The 13,968-nt window shown below is 64.8% G+C and carries 14 protein-coding genes; 5 read left to right on the top strand and 9 right to left on the bottom strand.

The features are described from left to right. Positions 1-81: 81 nt before the first annotated feature. The 3 genes from ACIHA7_RS02735 to ACIHA7_RS02725 form a co-directional block, all read right to left on the bottom strand. Positions 82-996, bottom strand: a complete 915-nt coding sequence (locus ACIHA7_RS02735; protein ID WP_397284861.1) for an alpha/beta hydrolase — start codon at positions 994-996, stop codon at positions 82-84. 14 nt (positions 997-1,010) lie between these two features. Continuing rightward, on the bottom strand, positions 1,011-1,841 hold the full coding sequence (locus tag ACIHA7_RS02730) for an SDR family NAD(P)-dependent oxidoreductase (protein ID WP_397284859.1): 831 nt from the start codon (positions 1,839-1,841) through the stop codon (positions 1,011-1,013). A 73-nt stretch (positions 1,842-1,914) separates the two neighbouring features. Beyond that, entirely contained in the window at positions 1,915-3,450 is a 1,536-nt protein-coding gene (locus ACIHA7_RS02725) for a flavin-containing monooxygenase (protein WP_397284857.1), read from the bottom strand. A 68-nt stretch (positions 3,451-3,518) separates the two neighbouring features. Between ACIHA7_RS02725 and ACIHA7_RS02720 the strand changes: the two genes are divergently transcribed. The 5 genes from ACIHA7_RS02720 to ACIHA7_RS02700 all read left to right on the top strand — a co-directional run bounded on the left by ACIHA7_RS02720 (position 3,519) and on the right by ACIHA7_RS02700 (position 10,049). Then, complete coding sequence (locus ACIHA7_RS02720) at positions 3,519-4,151, top strand: TetR/AcrR family transcriptional regulator (protein ID WP_397284855.1); 633 nt, start codon at positions 3,519-3,521, stop codon at positions 4,149-4,151. Positions 4,152-4,312: 161 nt separating this feature from the next. Then, the gene (locus ACIHA7_RS02715; protein WP_397284853.1) at positions 4,313-4,930 is read left to right on the top strand and encodes a LysE family translocator; all 618 of its coding nucleotides are present in this window, start codon (positions 4,313-4,315) and stop codon (positions 4,928-4,930) included. A gap of 56 nt (positions 4,931-4,986) precedes the next feature. Continuing rightward, complete coding sequence (locus tag ACIHA7_RS02710; RefSeq protein WP_397284851.1) at positions 4,987-8,427, top strand: aminotransferase class I/II-fold pyridoxal phosphate-dependent enzyme; 3,441 nt, start codon at positions 4,987-4,989, stop codon at positions 8,425-8,427. A 10-nt stretch (positions 8,428-8,437) separates the two neighbouring features. Beyond that, the gene (locus ACIHA7_RS02705) at positions 8,438-9,199 is read left to right on the top strand and encodes an SDR family NAD(P)-dependent oxidoreductase (RefSeq protein ID WP_397284849.1); all 762 of its coding nucleotides are present in this window, start codon (positions 8,438-8,440) and stop codon (positions 9,197-9,199) included. A 136-nt stretch (positions 9,200-9,335) separates the two neighbouring features. Further along, positions 9,336-10,049, top strand: coding sequence for a GAP family protein (locus ACIHA7_RS02700; RefSeq protein ID WP_397284847.1), 714 nt, complete (start codon positions 9,336-9,338; stop codon positions 10,047-10,049). 127 nt (positions 10,050-10,176) lie between these two features. On the opposite strand, the gene ACIHA7_RS02695 is transcribed toward ACIHA7_RS02700, so the two are convergent. The 6 genes from ACIHA7_RS02695 to ACIHA7_RS02670 form a co-directional block, all read right to left on the bottom strand. Beyond that, positions 10,177-10,689 carry a hypothetical protein gene (locus tag ACIHA7_RS02695; RefSeq protein ID WP_397284845.1) on the bottom strand — a complete coding sequence of 171 codons (513 nt, stop codon included), beginning with the start codon at positions 10,687-10,689 and terminating at the stop codon, positions 10,177-10,179. Positions 10,690-10,718: 29 nt separating this feature from the next. After that, positions 10,719-11,054, bottom strand: a complete 336-nt coding sequence (locus tag ACIHA7_RS02690) for a hypothetical protein (RefSeq protein ID WP_397284843.1) — start codon at positions 11,052-11,054, stop codon at positions 10,719-10,721. Continuing rightward, complete coding sequence (locus tag ACIHA7_RS02685) at positions 11,054-12,457, bottom strand: hypothetical protein (RefSeq protein WP_397284841.1); 1,404 nt, start codon at positions 12,455-12,457, stop codon at positions 11,054-11,056. The genes ACIHA7_RS02690 and ACIHA7_RS02685 overlap by 1 nt, the downstream gene beginning before the upstream one ends. A 3-nt stretch (positions 12,458-12,460) precedes the next feature. After that, positions 12,461-12,760, bottom strand: coding sequence for a WXG100 family type VII secretion target (locus ACIHA7_RS02680; RefSeq protein ID WP_397284839.1), 300 nt, complete (start codon positions 12,758-12,760; stop codon positions 12,461-12,463). Next, complete coding sequence (locus tag ACIHA7_RS02675) at positions 12,757-13,098, bottom strand: WXG100 family type VII secretion target (RefSeq protein WP_397284837.1); 342 nt, start codon at positions 13,096-13,098, stop codon at positions 12,757-12,759. The genes ACIHA7_RS02680 and ACIHA7_RS02675 overlap by 4 nt, the downstream gene beginning before the upstream one ends. A 210-nt stretch (positions 13,099-13,308) precedes the next feature. Beyond that, complete coding sequence (locus ACIHA7_RS02670) at positions 13,309-13,953, bottom strand: hypothetical protein (RefSeq protein ID WP_397284835.1); 645 nt, start codon at positions 13,951-13,953, stop codon at positions 13,309-13,311. Positions 13,954-13,968 lie beyond the last annotated feature (15 nt).

Below are 13,968 nucleotides of genomic sequence, written 5' to 3'. Positions count from 1 at the left end.
CGACACCTGTGTCAGGGCCGTGAGGTCGACCACCAGAAACGGATCCGTGCGTAACACCCGAGCTACGGACCCGCTTCGTAGTTATCCTAAGTCCCGGACGTCGGCCGGTTGAATCGCTTCCCGCAGGAACGCGGCCAGTTCGCTGAGCGCCGCGGCGGCGGGAGCGACCAGTGCGGCCTGTAGTTGCGCAACGTGCCACAGGCCCGTGCTCTCGGTGAATTGCACCGATACCCCCGCCGCGCGCAGTGCGGCGACCAGGTCCCCGCATTGCCCGTGCAGCAACTCCTCGACGTCGACCTGGACGTAGGTCGGCGGCAACCCGACTAATACGCCGGTGAGCGGCGCGTAACCAGGATCACTCGAATCGCCGCCACCGAGATAGGCGGCGGCGCAGGCGCGCGACCACAGCCGGTTGATCACCAGGTCGCCGGCGCGTTCCGGGATCTGGTTCGGGTCGGTCCACGGCGCGATCAGCCCGAGCGCGGCCGGGGTGTGCCCGTGCCGGGCGATCAACCGCTGCGCGGTGGCCAGCGACAACCCGCCGCCCGCCGAATCACCGGACAGGGCGATCTGGTCCGGCCGGTAGCCCGCGCCGTCCACCAGCTCCAGGAACGCCGCCTCGGCGTCGTCGAGCGCGGCCGGGAACGGATGCTCCGGAGCCAGCCGGTAGTCGAGAACGTAGACGGCGGCACCGGTTCGGTGGGCGAGCCGGGCGGCCAGCGACCGATGGGTGGCGGGCGAGCCGACCGCGTAACCGCCGCCGTGCAGATAGAGCACCGCACCGTGCGGCGTCGGGGTGGCCGTGAGGCGTTCGGCGGGCCTGCCGCCGAGTCGAATCCGTTCAACGGTGGTGCCCGCAGGCACCAATTGCGCTACCGAGCCCAGCTCGAGCAAGCGGCGCTGCAGCCACCACGGTGCCCGCTGGTTCAGCGTGGCACGAAAGATGGGACGCAGCACCGCTCGCGCGACGGGCAGCGGAAGATGGATATCCCGCATGGGTCAAACTCGAATCAGGGTAGGAATGGGCGGTTCACGACGGCGGCGATGCGCTGGTAACCGGAGGCGGTGACCCGGACGAACACGTCGAGCAGCTTGGCCTCCCAGCCGATCAGCACCCGCCCGTGTCCCTTGCGCACGCCTTCGGTGATGGTCTGTGCGGCCATCTCCGGTGAGTGCATGGCCAGTTTCGCGTCGAACATCGAGGCGGCCTTCTTGCCGTCGATGCCCTCGGCCCAGGTGGCGTTGCGCGCGACGGCGGTCTTGATGCCGCCGGGGTGCACGCAGGTGACCTTGACCGGGTGCTTGCCGACCAGCATCTCCTGGCGCAGCGACTCGGTGAACCCGCGCACCGCGAATTTCGCCGCGTTGTAAGCGCTTTGGCCGGGGACCGCGATCAGCCCGAACAGGCTGGACACGTTGACCACGTGCCCCTCGCCGGACTCCATCAGGAACGGCAGGAATGCCTTGGTGCCGTTGACGACGCCCCAGAAGTCGACGTCCATGATGCGTTCGATGTCCTTGAACTCGGACTTGATCACCTCACCGTGGTAGGCGATGCCCGCGTTGTTGTAGATCTGGTGCACCTTGCCGAAATGGGCGTGCACCGCGTCGGCGTAGAGCAGCACGGCCTCGCGCTCGGCCACATTGATCCGATCGGATTTCACCTCGGCGCCGAGCTGTTCGCAGCGGCGTACGGTCTCGGCCAGACCGTCGGTGTCGATATCGGACAGCGCGAGTTTGGCACCGCGCTTGGCGAGGTTTTCGGCGAGTGCGCGACCGATACCGGAACCCGCTCCGGTGATCACACAAACCTTGTTCTGGAAGTAAGCGTCTTTGCTCACAGCTGCACCTCGCTGGCGCTCGGCTCCGCTGTGCGCAAAGCGCGCTGGCACATGATTCGTTCGCTGCGCTCACTCACTGGACAGCTCCCACTTTCACATCGGCACGGGACGATTTGGTTGTTTCATAGGCGGACAAGTCGAAATTCTTGGTGAGCCTACGGAATTCGAAGGTGAAGTCCGGCCACAGCGTGGTGTTGTTGCCGTGCTTGTCCAGGTACCAGCTGGCGCAGCCACCATTGATCCAGACGCTCTTGCTGAGCTTGCGTTGCAGGTCCACGTTGTATTCGTCCTGCACGTCGCGGCGCACCTCGACGGTCTTCAGCTTGAGCCGATCGACGGTGGCCAGCGCGTCGGCCACATAGTTGAGCTGCGACTCGATCATGTACACCATCGAGGTGTGGCCGAGGCCGACGTTCGGGCCGAGCAGGAAGAACATATTGGGGAAGTTGGCGATGGTCGCGCCCTTGTAGGCCTGCTGACCGATCTCGTCGAACACCTCGCTGAGGGTGCGACCGTCGCGCCCGGCGATGGTCTCGTAGGTGGGCGAGTCGGTGACGTGGAAGCCGGTCGCCACGATGAGCGCGTCGATCTGGCGTTCGGTGCCGTCCTCGGTGACGATCGAGTTCGCCCGCACCTCGGTGATGCCGTCGGTGACCACGTCCACGTTGTCGCGGCTGATCGCCGGGTAGTAGTTGTTCGAGATCAGCATGCGTTTGCAGCCGATCCGGAAGTTCGGCGTCACCTTGGCGCGCAGCTCCGGATCGCGGACCTCGTGCCGCAGCTTGGCCCTGGCGATCAGCTCGAACGCCTGCATCAGCGCGGGGAACTTGGCCAGGCCGACCACCTGGGTCTCGCGTGCGGCGTAGATGGCGGCGCGGGACAGCCGCTGGAAGCCGGGCACGTACTTGAAGGCGAGGTGTTCGGCCTTGGTGTACGGGCGATCGATGCGGGGGAGCAGCCAGGGTGCGGTGCGCTGGTAGACGTCGAGATGCGCGACCTTGTCCGCGATGGCGGGCACGATCTGAATGGAGGAGGCGCCGGTGCCGATGATCGCGACGCGCTTGCCGGTCAGGTCGGCGTCGTGGTTCCACCGGGCGGAGTGGAAGATCTCGCCCTCGAAGTCGTTGATGCCCTTGATGTCCGGCAGCGCTGGCTCGCACAGCGCGCCGATGGCGGAGACGAGGGTGTCGGCGACGAAGCGTCCCTGGGACGACTCGACTTCCCACTCGGCGGTGTCGTTGTTCCACCGTGCGCCGGTGACGTCGCAGTTGAAGACGTGCTTGTCGAGGACCCGGTACTTCTCGGCGACGCCCTTGATGTACTGCTGGATCTCCCCTTGGCGGGAGAACGAGCGCGACCAGTTCGGGTTGAGCGCGAACGAGTAGGAGTACAGGTGCGAGGGCACGTCGCAGGCGGCGCCAGGGTAGGTGTTGTCGCGCCAGGTGCCGCCGACATCGTGGCCGCGTTCGAGCACCAGATAGTCGTTTCGACCCTGCTGGCTCAGGCGAATGGCTAGGCCGAGGCCCGAGAATCCGCCACCGATGATGATCGTCTTGACGCGGCGGACGGGCCGGTCGCCGACAGCTTTGTCTGTAACCTTGCGACTCATATAACCGAGCGTAGAGGCTTATTGAGCGGCAGTCAACAGTATTGAATCACGTTCAGTAGGATGTTGATGTGAGTAGCAGTCGTTCCGGTTCAGGAGAGACCAAGCGCGTCCGGCTCAGCCCGGACGAGCGCCGACTACAACTGATCACCCTCGGCGCCGAGATGCTCGCCGAGCGCGCGCTCGAAGACATCTCCGTCGAGGACATCGCCAAGCAGGCGGGCATCTCCCGCGGCCTGCTGTTCCACTACTTCAGCTCGGTGCACGAATTCCACGAGGCCATCGCCCGGCAGGTCAGCGCCGAGTTCCTGATCGCGACGGCGCCCGACCGCAGCCTCGGCCTGTTCGACATGCTCCGCGACTCGGTCGAGCGCTACGTCGACTACGTCGAGCAGAACCGGGCGGCCTACCACGCGATCCTGCGCGGACCGTCGAGCTACAACCCCGGCATGGTCACCTACGTGAACGAATCCCGCAGCGCGATCGCTGAACTCGTACTCACCGAGATTCCGATTCCGCCGGACGATCCCGATCGGCCCCGGCTGTCGCTGGCTATTCGCGGGTGGATCGCCTTCGTGGAGGAAACAATTCTCACCTGGATGAGCGAGAAACCCATTCCGCGGGCACAACTCATCGAATTGCTGGTGGAATCGCTACCGGCGCTTGCGTTGAGCCCGGAACTTACCGCCGCATTGCGCGGTTGAACAACCCCCCGACCGGGGGCAAGTTGTTGTCATGCTGCACCCAGAATTCCTGTCATGACGCCCGCCGGGTGACGAGATAGCGTTTATCGCAATGCCTTCCGAGCGCATTGCGGCGAGGTTCGCCGCCGGGTACAGGGAGTTCAGGGGGAGGGGGCTCAACGATGTCCTCCATCACGCAATACGCCGCATTCGCCGGGGTGATGTTGGTGGTGTCGGCGTCCCCTGGGCCGGATCTCGCGGTGATCATGAGCCGGGCACTGAGCGGCTGGGCGGCCGGTGCCGCCGCGACACTCGGAGTGGCGGCCGGGATGTTCCTGTGGGTGCTCGCGGCGGTGACCGGAGTCTCGGCCCTGCTCGCGACGTCGTCGGAGGCGTTCACCGCGGTGCGGCTGCTCGGCGCGGCGTATCTGATCTTTCTCGGGGTGCACGCGTTGGTACAGGCGCGACGGGCAGCGGGTGGCGCGATGCTCGGACCCGTTGCCGCGCAGGGCTTCCGGCGTGATCTGGGGCGCGGGTTCGGTAGCAGCGTCCTCAACCCCAAGACGGCCGTCTTCTTCGTCGCGCTGATTCCGCAGTTCATTCCGGACGGCGCGACGGTCACCGACGCGGTGGCGCTTCCGTTGGTCGCGGTCGTGGTGGTGACGGCGTGGTTCCTCTTCGTCACCAGTGTGGTGACGTGGCTGCACGAGCGGTTCGCGCAGGCGCGGACGCGTCGGCGGATCGACACGGGGGTGGGTGTTGCGTTGGTGACCGTCGGAGTGGGAGTGGCCCTTCAGTAGGTAGCGCGGCGAAGGTTCGGCGCGACGATATGACGAGTGGGACAAAGCAATTGAGCATGATCAGCAATGACACCATCGGTATCGACAACACTTCGCTGCATCGCGACTATCGGTCCGGTGCTTTCGCGGCGCGCGTGGACTGGGAGCCCCAGGTAATCGCGGTGGCGCTGCATGCGCTGCTCGATCGGGTATTCGGCGCGCGGGGCAGTATTTTGGTCGCGACCGCGGCGCGGCTGCGGGTGGTCGATGTGTCCGGCGTCGATGTCGAGCGGCATACGCTGGCGGATCTGTGTGCATTGATCAAGGCTTCGCCGGTAGTGCGTGCGGTCGATATCGCGGCGGGACATCTCGTTTCCGATGTCGAACCGGCGCGGCACCTCGAGTTGATCGAGCGGTTCCGGCCGGTGACCGCGGTACATATCGGTAGCGGGGAAATCAGTGTTGCCCTACCGCAAGACGGTGATATCGATGTGCGCGAGGTCGTCGAGGTGATGTCCGGCGCGTGGGCACAGGGGGTTTTGGCCAAGGCCGAAGATGTTCTGCAAGACGCATTCACCGGGCCGAGTTTCGAGAAGCGTATTCGTGCCGACGAGCCGGACCTGTTTGTCACGCGTTTCGTCCAGATGGCTCGCGCCTATCCTTCGCGGATTGCCGTCGAAACGGCCACCAAAACAATCTCCTACGCCGAACTGGATCGTACTGCCGACGGCATCGCCGCTGACCTGCAGAAGCGCGGCGTGCGGGCCGGTGAGACGTTGCTGCTCGTGCCCAACCGGGACGAGACGCTCGTCGCGACCTTTGTGGCGGCGCTCAAGGCCGGGATCACCGTATCGATCGCTGATCCCGAGGCTCCCACCAGCTATATCGAGGAGTGTGCGCGGGTCGCGGGCGCCGATCATGTGGCCGATCTTGCCGGTGTCGGCATCTCAGGGGCGTTCACCGCGCTCGGTCTCCAATCCGCCGTCGAGCCCGATCGATACGAGGCCGAACGGTTTCGGCGCGACGATTGCGCGATCATCACCTTCACCTCGGGGACCTCCGGGACGCCCAAGGCGGTGCGTGGACGGTACGGCTCGCTCACCTACTTCTTCGATTGGATGGACGGCCGATTCGGCTCGCTGCGCGGCGCCAGGTTCGGTATGTGTTCGAGCATCGGCCACGACCCGTTGCAGCGCGACATCATGACCCCGCTCTACCTCGGCGGCACCATCGTGGTGCCCGAGCATCGGAGTTCGACCGTCACCGAGGCGTTTCCGGGTTGGCTGGCGGAGCATCGGGTGCAGGTCGTGTGCGTCAATCCGGCGGCGATCCGGCTGCTCGCGGGTGCCGAAGATCCGTTGACAGATCTGGCTGTCGTCTTTCTGGTCGGTGCGGCGCTGACCCGTGCGCAGGTGAAGACGGTGGCTCGGGTCGCGCCCGGCGCGCGCACCGTGAATCTGTACGGCTCTACGGAAACACAAAGGGCCGTCGGCTATTTCGAGGTCGATACCAGTGCCGCCGGGTTGGCGAAGGTGCCCGAGGTCATTCCGGTCGGTTCGGGGATGAAGGACGTCGATGTTCTGGTTGTCACGCCGGGGCGTCGAGTCTGCTTGCCGCTGCAGACCGGGCAGATCGTGGTGCGCAGTTCGCAAGTCGCGCTCGGTTATGCGGGGGATGCCGAGCTGACCGCGACGAAGTTCTGTACCGGAATACCGGAGGGCAACATGATTCCCGCCTATCTGACCGGCGACCTCGGTTACCGTTCGCCGCGCCACGGGGTGATGTTCGGCGGTCGCGCGGACCAGCAGGTCAAGATCAACGGCTACCGCATCGAGCTCGACCACATCTCGGAGAAGTGCCGGACCATGGCCGCGGTGAAGGACGCGGCGACCATCGGCTTCGAGCTCGACGGTGCTACGGCGTTGGCAGTGTTTCTTGTTCCGGTGGACGACTCGATTCAATTCGAGCCCATGGCCTTTCGGGCCGCGCTGGCGGCACGGGTACCGAAATATATGCTGCCGCAGCGGGTGCTGACGGTGACCGGTATGCCGATGACGCGCAACGGAAAGGTCGATGTCGCGGCCTTGCGTGCGATGTTGTCCGAGCCGAGGCCGAGTGGGGATACCACGGGTACGGCGGCACAAATCCGTGACTATCTGCGCTACACAACGGGACTCGATGAGCCAGACATGAACGCGCCGTTCGACGCCCTGGGCATCGACTCGCTCCGGTTCGCCGCGCTGCTCAGCAGGGTTGCCGGGCCCGGAGCGTCGCGGGCCGGTATAACCAACGCGCTCACCGCTGCCGAGCTGGTGGAAGCTCTCTCCGATGCCGGAGCTCGCAAGGCTGCCACCCCGCCATCCAGTGCGCCGACGCCGCCGCAGCTCGATGTGCGCGCGTTGCTCGGACCGGCCGCTGAGGTCAGCGAAACCACGATCCATTTTCGCGGTCGGCGCTTCGATCATCTGTGTTCCAACAGCTACCTCGGCCTGAACTCACACCCGGATATTCGTGCCGCGATGGTCGAGTTCGCCCGGAGTTCCTCGACTTTCGGCTCACACGGGTCCGGTGCGATCAACGGTTATACCGTCGTGCATCAACGATTGACCGATGCGTTACGGTCCCTGCTGCAGTGCGAGGCCATAACCCTGTACAGCTCCGGCTATTTGGCGAACGTCTCCGCCATTCCCGCGATCGCCGGGCCCGACGACGCGTTGTTCATCGATGAGCGGTGCCATCGCTCACTGCTGGACGGCTGCCTGCTCAGCGGTGCCGCCCTGCACATCTATCGGCACAACGACCCCGATGACCTGCGTGGGCAGCTGCAGCGCTTTCCCACCCGCGGACGGCGAGTCATCGTGTGTGAGGCGATCTTCGGTGTCGGGGGGGACATCGCCGACCTGCCCGGCCTCGTCGCCTGCGCCCGGGACGCGAACGCTGTGCTGTTCGTCGACGAGGCATCGTCGGTGGGCCAGCTCGGTCCGGGTGGGCGTGGCATCGAAGCGCACTACGGAATGCCGGGAAGTATCGATGTCCGGGTCGGTTCGCTGGCCAAGGCTTTCGTGGGTGGGGGCGGGTTCGTCACCAGCTCGGGCGAGTATGCCGAGCGACTGCGCCGACATCGCGGGGCTACGTTCTCCACCGTGATCTCGCCGATGGCGGCTGCGCTGGCCGCCGAGTCCGTCGAACTGCTGCTGCGCAAGGGGGATACGTTGATGGAGCGGCTCGCGACGAATCGAGCGACCTGGACGACCGCGCTGCACTCGGCCGGATTCGATACCGGGGTCTCCGCGACCGCGATTGTGCCGCTGCTGTTTTCGGATGCGGGGGATACCGCCCGTTGGTTCCATGCGGCGCTGGATGCCGACGTGTTTCTGCTGCCGCTGTCCGGGGCATGGAGTTCGCGGCCCGGTGGTGCGTTGCGGTCGACCGTCACCGCGGCACACGATCCAGAAGTGCTGATCGATGTGGCGGAACGGTTGCGGTTTGCGAAGTCTCGCATGGCCGCTTCGGAATAGGTTGGACACCATGGGAAATCGTTCGGTGCACGTGGTGGTAGGCGGGACCAGGGGGATCGGGGCTGCGACCGTCGAACTACTCGCCGCCGACGCACGCAACCACGTCGTGTTCTGCGGACGGGATCGCGCCGCCGGGCACGACCTGTCCGAAAAGCTCGGCGACAATGTCGAATTCATCGCTGCCGACGTCACCCGCCCCGCCGACGTCGATTCCTTCTTCGACGCCGTCGAGAAGTACGCGAGCGACTTCGCCGGCGCCTTCAACGCCGCGGGCGTGATCGGCACCGACACCATCCTGCGCGGTGCCCGTTTCCACGACTCCACCGAAGCCCAGTTCGACACCGTCTTCGATGTCAACGTCAAAGGTCTCTGGCGCTGCCTGCGCCGCGAACTGCGCATGATGTCCGTCAACGCCGCAGGCGCGATCGTCAACTGCTCGTCGGTCGCCGGACTGCGTGCCGCCGACAGCCTCTCGGTCTCCTACACCGCCAGCAAACACGCCGTCGTCGGCCTCACCCGCGCCTTGGCCGCCGAATACGCCCGAGACGGCATCCGCATCAACGCCGTCTGCCCCGGTGTCATCGACACCGACATGCTCGGCGGTCTACACGACCAACTCCTCACCCACCTACGCGCCAAGAATCCTGGCGCCCGCATCGGCGATCCCGTGGAAGTGGCCGGGGTAGTGGAGTTCCTACTGTCGGAGCGAGCGTCCTACATCAGCGGAGCTGCGATCCCCGTCGATGCCGGTGGGTTGTACGGGGCGCTCTGATGTACTGCGGTGCGCGGACAAGCTCATTCGGGACGTCCGCCCCTGACACCACCGCAGGTCCTCCCTTCGTCGGACGCGGCGGCACAACCGGATACGCCAGCATCAGAACCGTGTCGTACACCCGAACGGAACACCGATGACTCTCCCGCTCGTCGCCGCGCTGATCGCCCTCGCCCTCGTCGACAGCACCAGCTTCGGCACCCTGCTCATCCCCATCTGGCTACTGCTGACCCCCGGCCGCCTCCGCCCAGGCCGCATCGCCGTGTACCTCGCCACCGTGGCCGTCTTCTACTTCGCCGTCGGCGTACTGCTCGTCCTCGGTGCCGACACCGCACTCACCGCCCTCCGCACCGGCTCCCTCGACCTCCCCGAGCTCCCCCTCCGCATCGCCCAACTGATCCTCGGCCTCCTCGTCTTCGCCCTCAGCTACCGCCTCGAAGCCAGAGCCAAACGCCAAGCAGGCCAACCCGGCAAGATCCACCGCTGGCGCACCAAAGCAATGTCGGGCACCGGCAGCCCCCGCAGCCTGATGAGCCTCGCCCTCGCAGCCGCCGCCCTAGAGGTAGCAACCATGCTCCCCTACCTGGCCGCCATCGCCCTCATCGCCAACGCCAACCTCACCTGGCCCCTAACCGCCCTAACCCTCGCCGCCTACTGCGTCCTGATGACCGTCCCCGCCCTAGCCCTAGCCGCCGCCCGCCTAATAGCCCACCACCGAATAGACCCCCTCCTCCAACGACTCAACGACTGGCTGACCAAACACAGCGCCACAGCCATCGGCTGGGCTGTAGGCGGCATCGGAATCTGGCTAACCCTCAACGCCGCCGCCAACCTCATCTCCACCGGGTAACCACCCAGGCCCGCCACGGCTTAACGCACAAAGCACCTTCTTGACGCATACTGCAGCCTTCGTCAAAAGCCAGTTCCATACGTCAAGTCGTCAACGCGCGATTCTGTTGTGTTCCGGAGTGGTGGCGTCAGTCGTTGATATCGTCCGAATCATAATTTATCGCGAGGTTATCTGGCTTCGGTGGCCACGGTGGTGCCGTGATACGTCTCCCAGTCCAACGATCGACCTGCACAACAGGGTATTCGACTTGATCCTGCATGCCAGATCGGTCCGACATCAACGTCTCGCCTGAGAAGATTCCGAAGGCAGCGTCCGGCTGCCGATAGGACACGAACATGTTCCATCCGTTGCGGAAGCCCACACGAAGGCAGCCGGATTTGAAAAGTACTGCGGAAACTATTGGCGCAGAGATATTTCGCTCGACTTCAGCCGGCCGCCAGTGGGTGATCACGTGCCGATCGGGATGGTCTGGTGCCAACGACCGCGGAGATAGCTCCGTCTCGTAGCTTGCAACGATCCGAAACGCTGAATCAAGTGACAGCTCGAAATGGTCTGCGCCCCATTCGATATGTACCACCTGGCTGTCCCGTAGCGGTCGCAACAGCCACCGATCATCGTATTCCTTAATTTCCCTGATCATCCCCGCCCGTCCATCCCTGGTTCCTGCCGCTACGTACTCGGTGAAAGGTGCGTTTGCATGAATTCGACAAGTTCGTCCAGGACGCTTTCTATACCGTTGCGAACCGGCTCCTCGGTCGGTCGACCGGCATTGATGTCTTCCCGGAGTGTGAGTATGCCTGCCAGTAGGGCCGATTCGAGCCGCGCTCGCTGAGCGTCCGACAGTGAATAGAGTGATATGTCATCAAAGAGTTCGCTCATTTCGAGCTCTTTGATGTCGGCTGAATCTGTCAGCTTTTTTGTGGCACGTGTGACGATCATCCTGTAGACGGCCTTGCGAACGCTGAAGATATCTTCGGCCGCTGGCGAAAAGCTGATTGTTGTCATCAGAATCCAATCCTCAATATCTTCGCCTGTTTGTCGGCGGGGAGGGAATCAACGTATCGCTTGACGTCGGCAATCGCCTCATCGCTGAAACCGGTCAGGTCGATGAGAGTGGCATCGGTCGACTTCGTCAGATGGTGGTCTACTGATCTATTGAACTTCTCCGCCGCCTCGGGGCTCCAGTGGTCCGACGCTTTGGGGTTGCCCATTTGATCGTAGATCTTTCCGTCCTTGTCGACGTATTCACCGTCTCTCTCCTCCGCGGTGGCCCGTAGTCCCAGCTCAGGGTGCGCCTGTTGCGCCCGCTCGAGGGTTGCTTGCTCGGCCTCACTCAGGCGGCCGAAGTTCGGGTCCTCCGCGGGGTTGTTGGCACCTGGGTGGGGATGATCGCCGTCACCATCGATCAGCACTCGCATGGCGATGATGGAGGCTAGGGAGGTGAGGGTGGTGCCTAGGTCGGGGACTTTGTCGAAGGAGTTGATTACGCCGACGGCTCCGGCGGCGGCGGTGGCCAGGCCTACTGCTTTCAGGAGGTTGCTGCCCTGGTAGACGGTGCGGATTGTGTTGATGGTGTTGGTGACTATGACGCCGACGCCGCCGGCTCCTGCTGCGGCGCTGCCGCCGAAGGTGAAGAAGGCGGCGGCTGCGGCGGCTACTACGGTGAGGCCGATGGCCCATTCGGCTTGGGTGATCGAGGATTCGATGTTGCCGCGTACTTGGACGGTGCCTGCGTGGTAGTCGGCGACCGGAGCGGCCAGGTTTTGGGTTGCGGCGGCGACCTGGGTTGCGCCGTTGCGCAGGGTTTCGAGGCGGTCGAGTAGTGGGGAAAGATTTTTCTCGTCTTCGATCTTGTCGAAAAGGCCGATGATCGTGGTGATTCGGGCGGCGGCGCCGGTGACGGTCTCGTGGTTGGCGAAGGTGGTCCAGGTGGTCGAGGCCTTCTCGAGTTTCTTGATGTCGCCGTTGGGTAGCTTTCCGAACTGCTCCAGGATTTGGGCGATCAGAAGGTCGAAGAGCTCCTGGACGCCGCCGTGGTGTTCGATGCCGATTCCGTTGTCGCGCACCGAGGTCGGGATGGTGACCTGATATTGCGGTACCTCGCGGACATCGGGGCGAGGGGGTGGCGGATTGCTGTTGTTGCCGATGCCGTAGTTGTAGCCGGTTGCGTACAGCACGTAACCGAAGTTGGTGAGGGCATCGGCCAGGTTCGTGCACGACTGCATGGTGTCGCGCGCGGTGCGGTCGTACTTCTCGCCCCACTCTTTGCATCCGGGTGCGTCGCCGGCCATGCCCGCGCACTCGCCTTTGACGGCGTCATGCACCGGTTTGTCGGCGAGGCGGAGGTCGGCGGCGAGGTCGTGGCATTTCTTGGCGGCGTCGTAGTAGGTCTGCCAGTCGATGCGCACGGCTCAACCCCCTTGCAGCATCTTGCTGTTGAGTTCGATCGCTCGGGTATAACGCCCGTGCGCCTTCTTCGCCGCATCGCTCATCTCGCGCACCCCTTCGACGAACTCGCGCGCGCCGGTAGCCCATTGCCGGTGGGCGTCGGAATACGCTTCGGCGGCAGCACTTTCCCAGCCGGTGCCGTGCAGTGCCGCGACGCGGTCGTCGATTTCGTCGAGATGCTCGGCGACGAATCCGGCCAGTCCGGCGAGGCGGGCGACGATCTGGTCCAGATGCTCGAGGTCGACCGAGAATTCCGAGCTCATGGCAGATCCAAGGTGGAGGTGTTGAGTGCGGCGGCGTTGTTCGCGTCACGGGCCTGGTACGTGTCGGCGGTGACGCCGAGTTTCTCCGCCATGCCGGTCAACGCCGACATGATCGCCACGCCCCCGTCTCGCACGTCGGTCCAGCCGTTGGCGAACTCGGTGGCCGAGTCGCCGGTCCAGCTTCCGTTGGTCAATGCGTCCACGTCTTTGGCGGCGGAATCCAACGCCGAGCGCAGCGCCTCGGCCAACTCGTAGACGTATTTTCCGACGTCGCGCACCTGCTCGGGAACGACCGAAACCTGCTGACCGGATGTTGTCGGCGTACCCCCGTCGCTCATGGTGGCGAAGTTTACTGACGGCACTGTGCCCTGTCGACCACGGAAAACGGCGCTGTCGACCACGGAAAACGGCGCTGGCTACCACGGAAACGACACTGGCAACCACGGAAAACGCCGAACGCCGGGTCGGCTCCGCGGGAAAGCGGAGTCGACCCGGCGTCGTTTCAGTGAATCAGTTGGTCGCTTCGAAGGTCGGCGACGAGCTGATCATCAGGGCAGAACCTGCGGGATCACGTGCGGAGCAGCCGCACCGAGGATCGCGCCGATCACGGCAGCGAACACGACGTAGCTGATGCCGCTGGCCACCACGCAGGCGAAGTAGCCGATGACGAAGGCGAGCACGGCGGGGATGCACAGGACGGCCGCGATGCCGAGGCCCACCAGGGCGCCGGCGGCGAGACCGTTGGCGACCGGGTCGTGGTTCTGTGCGTCCGGGTTGGTGGCGATGGGCTTCAGGTCACCGGTGGCGGTGACGTTCTTCAGCTCAGCGGCGGCCTCCGGGGTCACCTGCGGGGTGACGACCAGGGTCTTACCGTCCGCAGATACCTGCGGAGCCAGCGAAATCGTGTTGCCCGCAACCGTCTTCAGCGTCATCGGGAACTCGGTGACCTGCGCACCGGTGGTGGACTCCACGCGCACCGTCGACGAATCCGCGGCCAGGGTGAACTTGCCGCTGTTCAGCTCGGTGGAGATGGACTTCAGGTCCGGTGCCGTCGTGGTCTTGTATTCGACGCCCTGCTCGTTACCCGTCGCGGTCAGGCTCTCGGCCCACCGTGTCTGCTGCGCGGCGTAGTCGGTTGCGGACGCGGTGCCCGCGTTGGCGAGGCTGGCCACTACCGCGAAGGGCAGAACCACGGTAAGGACCTTGCG

Origin of the sequence: Nocardia sp. NPDC052316 (assembly GCF_044547795.1) — a bacterium.
GTDB lineage: Bacteria > Actinomycetota > Actinomycetes > Mycobacteriales > Mycobacteriaceae > Nocardia.
This window is presented reverse-complemented; position numbering and strand designations above follow the sequence as displayed.

What these genes read in the sequence shown, in the direction of transcription:
- ACIHA7_RS02735 (WP_397284861.1), bottom strand. Translation starts at nt 996, where the DNA reads ATGCGGGATATCCATCTTCCGCTGCCCGTCGCGCGAGCGGTGCTGCGT.
- ACIHA7_RS02700 (WP_397284847.1), top strand. Translation starts at nt 9,336, where the DNA reads ATGACTCTCCCGCTCGTCGCCGCGCTGATCGCCCTCGCCCTCGTCGAC.
- ACIHA7_RS02715 (WP_397284853.1), top strand. Translation starts at nt 4,313, where the DNA reads ATGTCCTCCATCACGCAATACGCCGCATTCGCCGGGGTGATGTTGGTG.
- ACIHA7_RS02705 (WP_397284849.1), top strand. Translation starts at nt 8,438, where the DNA reads ATGGGAAATCGTTCGGTGCACGTGGTGGTAGGCGGGACCAGGGGGATC.
- ACIHA7_RS02680 (WP_397284839.1), bottom strand. Translation starts at nt 12,760, where the DNA reads ATGAGCTCGGAATTCTCGGTCGACCTCGAGCATCTGGACCAGATCGTC.
- ACIHA7_RS02695 (WP_397284845.1), bottom strand. Translation starts at nt 10,689, where the DNA reads ATGATCAGGGAAATTAAGGAATACGATGATCGGTGGCTGTTGCGACCG.
- ACIHA7_RS02675 (WP_397284837.1), bottom strand. Translation starts at nt 13,098, where the DNA reads ATGAGCGACGGGGGTACGCCGACAACATCCGGTCAGCAGGTTTCGGTC.
- ACIHA7_RS02725 (WP_397284857.1), bottom strand. Translation starts at nt 3,450, where the DNA reads ATGAGTCGCAAGGTTACAGACAAAGCTGTCGGCGACCGGCCCGTCCGC.
- ACIHA7_RS02690 (WP_397284843.1), bottom strand. Translation starts at nt 11,054, where the DNA reads ATGACAACAATCAGCTTTTCGCCAGCGGCCGAAGATATCTTCAGCGTT.
- ACIHA7_RS02710 (WP_397284851.1), top strand. Translation starts at nt 4,987, where the DNA reads ATGATCAGCAATGACACCATCGGTATCGACAACACTTCGCTGCATCGC.